The following is a 4,913-nucleotide window of genomic DNA, read 5'->3' on the forward strand; positions in this document are numbered from 1 at the left end:
AAAAGGATATTATTATTTATTAACATATAACATTATGTTTTAAAGCGCTTTGTGATCAATAATCAGTTGACAAAGTGCATTGTGTATCGTATCAGTATACAAAAGGGGTCATATATGGCAATCGTTAGTTTTAAGCATAAAGGGTTGAAAGTGTTTTTCGAAAGAGGAATTGTTAAAGGAATACAGCCTGCACATGCTAAAAAATTAGCAAATATTTTAGTGATTTTAGATACGATATCTTCTCCTGAACAAATGACGATTAGATCCTATCGTCTCCACGAACTTACAGGCGATTTAAAAGGCTATTGGTCAATGTGTGTTAATGCAAATTGGCGTGTTACTTTTCGTTTTATTGGAACTGATGTTGAACTGGTTGATTACCAAGATTACCATTGATTTTTGAGGTGTTATTATGATGTACAATCCTCCACACCCTGGTGGTATTTTGAAAGAAGAATTGCTTGATGAATTAGGATTAACAATAACAGAGGCTGCCGATCGCCTTGGTATTGCGCGTTTAACTCTATCGCGGGTTTTAAACTGTCATGCGGCAATCAGTATTAACCTTGCTTTACGCTTAGAAAAGGCTGGTTTAAATGATGCGGAATTTTGGCTTAAATTGCAACAAAAGCATGATCTATGGCAAGCTCGGCATAACAACCCCATACCGGATATTTCGTCTTTAGAGCAAGTAAGCCATCCTTAGCAGTTAAGATTTGGCTTGTCCGATTTTTCGCTTAAAATACATAAAATGGCTTTTGATAATTTTTTGATTTCTTTAGTTGATTTCATCTATGAGAGGTTCGTAATTCAAAACGCTTCTTGGTACTCTACCGCCATAACACCACGCCTCTACCTCTGCTTTGGTGCTGTAACAAACATTCTTAGGTATCTCAAAATATTGCCCACCATCAAATTTTTCATATTCTCTCATCCCATCTTCATATTCGTAAAGATTGTAAAAATATTCAGATACCCCCGTTCCCCATGGTACATATCCAACAGCGGTTGCCACAAACTTTTTTGCATGGGCTGTTCATGGTTTTTTAAAAACAAACGCTTAAAAATTTGCATGTTTTAATCCCCATTTTGGCTATAGCGTTATTTTCCTTAAATTTGACCATACAGAGCCGTTTATATCTCTCATGTGGATTTCAAAAAACTTCTAAATCGCTTTTTACGGTGCCTTTTTGTCGATTTAAACGCATATCTAATCCGATATCAGACAGTAAATTCCACTATTTTGCTGTTTATCATTCAATCTCCTTTAAAACCTCTTCAAGTCCTTTATGAAGCTTTTCCACGCGCTCTGATGTTATCACGGCCTCTTGATCTTGGCTCTTGATTTCAGGCTTTTGAAGATTTTTAAGAATGCGATTGGCTCTCCAACGAATATCGTTTTCAAGAGTTTCGCAGTAACGATAAAAATCTGCTGTTGAGGGCATAAAAGTTGCGTTTAAGCCCTCTGCTTTGCCTTTTAAAGCGTTCTTTGTTGCTGTCTGCAATGCCCAGCTGCTTATTCCTTCAAGAGCATAAAAATACGCAAGTGCTGTTGATTTCTCATCTGATCCTAATGGGTTTTTGAGACCATTGGAAAGGACAAGAAACGTTGTTTGGATTTCCTCTTCGCTCGCTTTTCTTTCAAGCTTTTTCAACGCATCATTAACAAATGCTGTAACTCTCTCCATTTCTGCACTCAATGGCTTTTGTCCTGTTTTCCAATGGAATGGTGGTTGTGTTGTCATCCTCGAATAAAAATTTGTACACACTGTCTGAATTTTTGATATTGGACATGTGCTGTACAACTCGATAACTCCAGCCGCGCTGTTGTTCTGTGTGTTGATTGCTTGGTTTTCCATATTGTTTTTCCCTTTCTAATTTTTCCTTTTTCTTGGCTAGAAATCCATATTCTGGGTGTGTAATCCACTTGTACCATGCCTTTTGCCAATCACTTTTTTTAGCATTTCGATTTGGATTATCTTGCCAATGAAGTTTAAATCTTTCGAATTCTAATAACGCCTCATCATGCGTTAACCCTTTATCGATTGCGTATTGCAAATTAGGTTCGAAATCATCAGGTAAGTGACAATCTCGATTAGCTTTCGCTCGTTTTGCTTTTTTCGAAACGTTTTCTTGCTCGTGAATAGGAGGTTGGTTTTCTGATGATGTTGCGATTTGTTCTGATTGGCTCTCAACATCACCACACTCGATTGGCTCGTCAACCAAATCGGTTGTTTCTAAATCTTCAGAACCAATTTCTTTTTTTGCTAATACGATAGTATTAGTTTTTTTATTATATATGTTATTGTTATTGTTTATGTGTTGTCGTGATGAAGTCATCATGTTCTCTTGATGAGTTATCTTTCTGCTTATTTTTCCTAGTATTTGCAGCTTTTATAGCTTTTTCTGAAAGTCTATTTAAATTCTCATTGCAATTTTTTAATTCTTCTTCGACTTGTGCACTCCATAAATTTCCGTTTTCTAATTGAAGAATTAATTTTTTTCGAATGAGTTTTTCTAATGACTTTTTAAAAGCTTGTACTGAGCAGCCAACAGCGCGTGCTAAAACAGAAGTGTCGTCATAAATTGGTTCCTCTGCTCGATACATAAAAGCAGTGAGAGTGCTATAAGTAGCTTTCTCTGCTGCATCAGTACCAGCAAAGTCCATAATCCATTCTTGATAAAAATTACGTACCCAAGGCAATTTATTCGTCATAGTTGCCCTCCTGCTCTTGAGTAAAAGCAGCTTCTTTTAATTCTTTTTCAACACGCGTATTCCATAACCCATTATCTTTTTGGATAAGTTTATCATTTTTTATTAAGTATTCGACAATAGCTGCAAATTTTTTCTGCGAACAATTGCAAGTGCGTGCAAGCGTTTCAAAATCTGTTTTAAGTGGTGCTTTTTTTTCATACATGAGAACGAGAAGCGTCATATAAGCCCCCCTTTGCTCCAATGTCATTCCATCTGTACCACTTATCCAGTCATACAAATGGAATCTTATCCATGGCATACCATTAGACATGCGCACCCCCTTCTTTCTTTAAATATAAAATTGCCAAAGCAATTGATGATGTGATGATCTGCACCACAAATAGCCCAACCTGTCTTAGACCCTAGATCAAGACAGAGAATGGTTTGTGCGTTAGTGATCATAATCCCCCCTTAAGGTTGTTGCCTATTTATCTGCACGCCATGATAAAGTGCATAGTCATGACTTTAAAAAAATAGATTAACTCACTTAGGCAGATACACTGCATGCATTATCTATTAATTTGATTTCTTCTTTTCTTTTTTCGATGAGTTCATCCCTTAAGAAATTAAGCTTACTTTCGACTAAGGCTACAAACAAGATCAGCCCATTTAAGTGATAAAAAGATAACAACTTTTGAGAAAAATAATTATCAAACCAAGTTGTAAAAGCTTGCATAAACACAGATGAAAACCATTGATTAAAATCATCATACGGCAATAATGGAAAACATTTTCTATCATCACGCGCAAAGATACTATGCAACATACAGACAATAAAATCTTTTGATGGTGGATTTATGCCACTTTCACATGTACTATGAGGCGAACGGACACCATAATATATGTCTTCCCGTCCAATCTTATTAACAAGATCGATCAATTGAACTTTACTTATAGTGATCTGTGGGACATCTATCATCTTTGATCTTTCTTCTTTAAGAGTGTGAATGATGCTGCTGGTGCTCATTATTATCTGTAGGAGCAGCAATAAAAGCAGGCATAGAACTAGAACTGTTCTTTAATTTTTGTAGTTTTAGATAACTTTTTAATGATAATCCTTTGCCTTGTTCCCAACGACAAACAGAAGCTTGCTTAACGCCTAAAAGCTCTGCTAATTCCTTTTGTGTTAGAGATAAACACTTTCGGATAGATTTAATCTTTAATTTTTCCTCTGTGTCCATTTGAGTTGAATCCATTAGTTTAACCATATACGCAATTGTATACAGTTTATTTAAAAAAACAATAGATTTTTTTAAATTTAAAAATCATAAATAATTAATTATGACAAAAAACATCATTGCTACATTGCAAGTATTGCAATCTGAATTTGGTCTCAGTCAACAAGATCTTGCAGAGAGACTAAATGTAACCCAGGCAACCGTATCAAGATGGTTGGGAAGTGAATCAGATCCTAGAGGTTCACACAGAGATGCAATTGTAGAACTTTATAAAAGCCTGAAGGGTTATAATCAAATTACTACACTTGTTCCTGTTATGGGGTATGTAGGAGCAGGATTGGAAATTGACACTGATGTTGAGCAAATCCCGGAAGATGGGCTTGAAACAATCGAAATACCATTTGATTTGCCTTTTGAAACAATAGGTTTCATGGTTCGTGGAAACTCTATGTATCCTGTATATAAAGATGGAGATTTAATCGTAGTTAAACATCTGCAGACAAAACCGGTGAGCGACTATTACGGTGATGAAGTTGTCGTTTTAACAGAAGATAACAGACGATTTATCAAACAAATTGTGCGCTCTTCAGAGGGTATTGTACTAAAATCATGGAATGCCGATCCTATTAAAAATGTTAAGATCAAATGGATTGGGGAAATAGTTTCAATATTTCCACGTAAGTCTTATCGTCCACTTATGAAATAATTACAGTAAAGCTTTTGATTCTATCCTTTTAAAGCTGATATTTATACACAAATGCAAAAAAAGGTGAAATATTCATAATTTTTCTCTTGATTTTATTTATACGTTTGCGTATAAGTATTTTATAAATTAACACAAACAATCGCCAAGAGGCGTTGGGGAGGGGAAATTATGGAAAAGCCAATTCTCATAAATTCTAATGAAATTCTCTTAGTTCATTCAGTTTACTTCGATAAAGATCAACACATTGCAGAATCTGGACCGCTTGATGCAAGTC

General features: G+C 35.5%; 7 protein-coding genes and 2 pseudogenes. 3 read left to right on the top strand and 6 right to left on the bottom strand.

What is annotated here, in order from left to right; all coding sequences use genetic code 11:
• Window positions 1-114 precede the first annotated feature (114 nt).
• Both BN200_RS04500 and BN200_RS04505 read left to right on the top strand, forming a co-directional pair.
• Window positions 115-396 (top strand): type II toxin-antitoxin system RelE/ParE family toxin, encoded by a 282-nt coding sequence (locus BN200_RS04500; protein WP_019221325.1) that lies wholly within the window; start codon window positions 115-117, stop codon window positions 394-396.
• 16 nt (window positions 397-412) lie between these two features.
• The gene (locus BN200_RS04505; RefSeq protein ID WP_034989025.1) at window positions 413-706 is read left to right on the top strand and encodes a HigA family addiction module antitoxin; all 294 of its coding nucleotides are present in this window, start codon (window positions 413-415) and stop codon (window positions 704-706) included.
• Here the strand turns inward: BN200_RS04505 and BN200_RS04510 are convergent.
• The 6 genes and pseudogenes from BN200_RS04510 to BN200_RS04535 all read right to left on the bottom strand — a co-directional run bounded on the left by BN200_RS04510 (window position 703) and on the right by BN200_RS04535 (window position 3,936).
• A pseudogene (locus tag BN200_RS04510) lies at window positions 703-1,074 on the bottom strand (hypothetical protein). The gene BN200_RS04505 and the pseudogene BN200_RS04510 overlap by 4 nt on opposite strands.
• A 179-nt stretch (window positions 1,075-1,253) precedes the next feature.
• Window positions 1,254-1,688 carry a hypothetical protein gene (locus BN200_RS04515; RefSeq protein ID WP_019221329.1) on the bottom strand — a complete coding sequence of 145 codons (435 nt, stop codon included), beginning with the start codon at window positions 1,686-1,688 and terminating at the stop codon, window positions 1,254-1,256.
• Window positions 1,663-2,716 (bottom strand): annotated as a pseudogene (locus tag BN200_RS10090) (DUF1376 domain-containing protein). The gene BN200_RS04515 and the pseudogene BN200_RS10090 overlap by 26 nt, the downstream one beginning before the upstream one ends.
• Window positions 2,706-3,026: a YdaU family protein gene (locus tag BN200_RS04525; RefSeq protein WP_019221330.1), complete on the bottom strand. Its 321-nt coding sequence runs from the start codon at window positions 3,024-3,026 to the stop codon at window positions 2,706-2,708. Before BN200_RS04525 ends, BN200_RS10090 begins: the two are co-directional and overlap by 11 nt.
• 216 nt (window positions 3,027-3,242) lie before the next feature.
• Window positions 3,243-3,722, bottom strand: a complete 480-nt coding sequence (locus tag BN200_RS04530; RefSeq protein WP_244426886.1) for a hypothetical protein — start codon at window positions 3,720-3,722, stop codon at window positions 3,243-3,245.
• Window positions 3,691-3,936 (bottom strand): helix-turn-helix transcriptional regulator, encoded by a 246-nt coding sequence (locus BN200_RS04535; protein WP_019221332.1) that lies wholly within the window; start codon window positions 3,934-3,936, stop codon window positions 3,691-3,693. Before BN200_RS04535 ends, BN200_RS04530 begins: the two co-directional genes overlap by 32 nt.
• A 100-nt stretch (window positions 3,937-4,036) precedes the next feature.
• On the opposite strand from BN200_RS04535, the gene BN200_RS04540 reads away from it, so the two are divergent.
• Window positions 4,037-4,639, top strand: a complete 603-nt coding sequence (locus BN200_RS04540; protein ID WP_019221333.1) for a S24 family peptidase — start codon at window positions 4,037-4,039, stop codon at window positions 4,637-4,639.
• The last annotated feature ends 274 nt before the right edge of the window (window positions 4,640-4,913 follow it).

This window comes from Bartonella senegalensis OS02 (genome assembly GCF_000312545.1).
GTDB lineage: Bacteria > Pseudomonadota > Alphaproteobacteria > Rhizobiales > Rhizobiaceae > Bartonella > Bartonella senegalensis.

Bases quoted from the DNA above. Each gene is read 5' to 3' on its own strand.
- BN200_RS04500 (WP_019221325.1), top strand. From the start codon at position 115: ATGGCAATCGTTAGTTTTAAGCATAAAGGGTTGAAAGTGTTTTTCGAA.
- BN200_RS04505 (WP_034989025.1), top strand. From the start codon at position 413: ATGATGTACAATCCTCCACACCCTGGTGGTATTTTGAAAGAAGAATTG.
- BN200_RS04515 (WP_019221329.1), bottom strand. From the start codon at position 1,688: ATGGAGAGAGTTACAGCATTTGTTAATGATGCGTTGAAAAAGCTTGAA.
- BN200_RS04525 (WP_019221330.1), bottom strand. From the start codon at position 3,026: ATGTCTAATGGTATGCCATGGATAAGATTCCATTTGTATGACTGGATA.
- BN200_RS04530 (WP_244426886.1), bottom strand. From the start codon at position 3,722: ATGAGCACCAGCAGCATCATTCACACTCTTAAAGAAGAAAGATCAAAG.
- BN200_RS04535 (WP_019221332.1), bottom strand. From the start codon at position 3,936: ATGGACACAGAGGAAAAATTAAAGATTAAATCTATCCGAAAGTGTTTA.
- BN200_RS04540 (WP_019221333.1), top strand. From the start codon at position 4,037: ATGACAAAAAACATCATTGCTACATTGCAAGTATTGCAATCTGAATTT.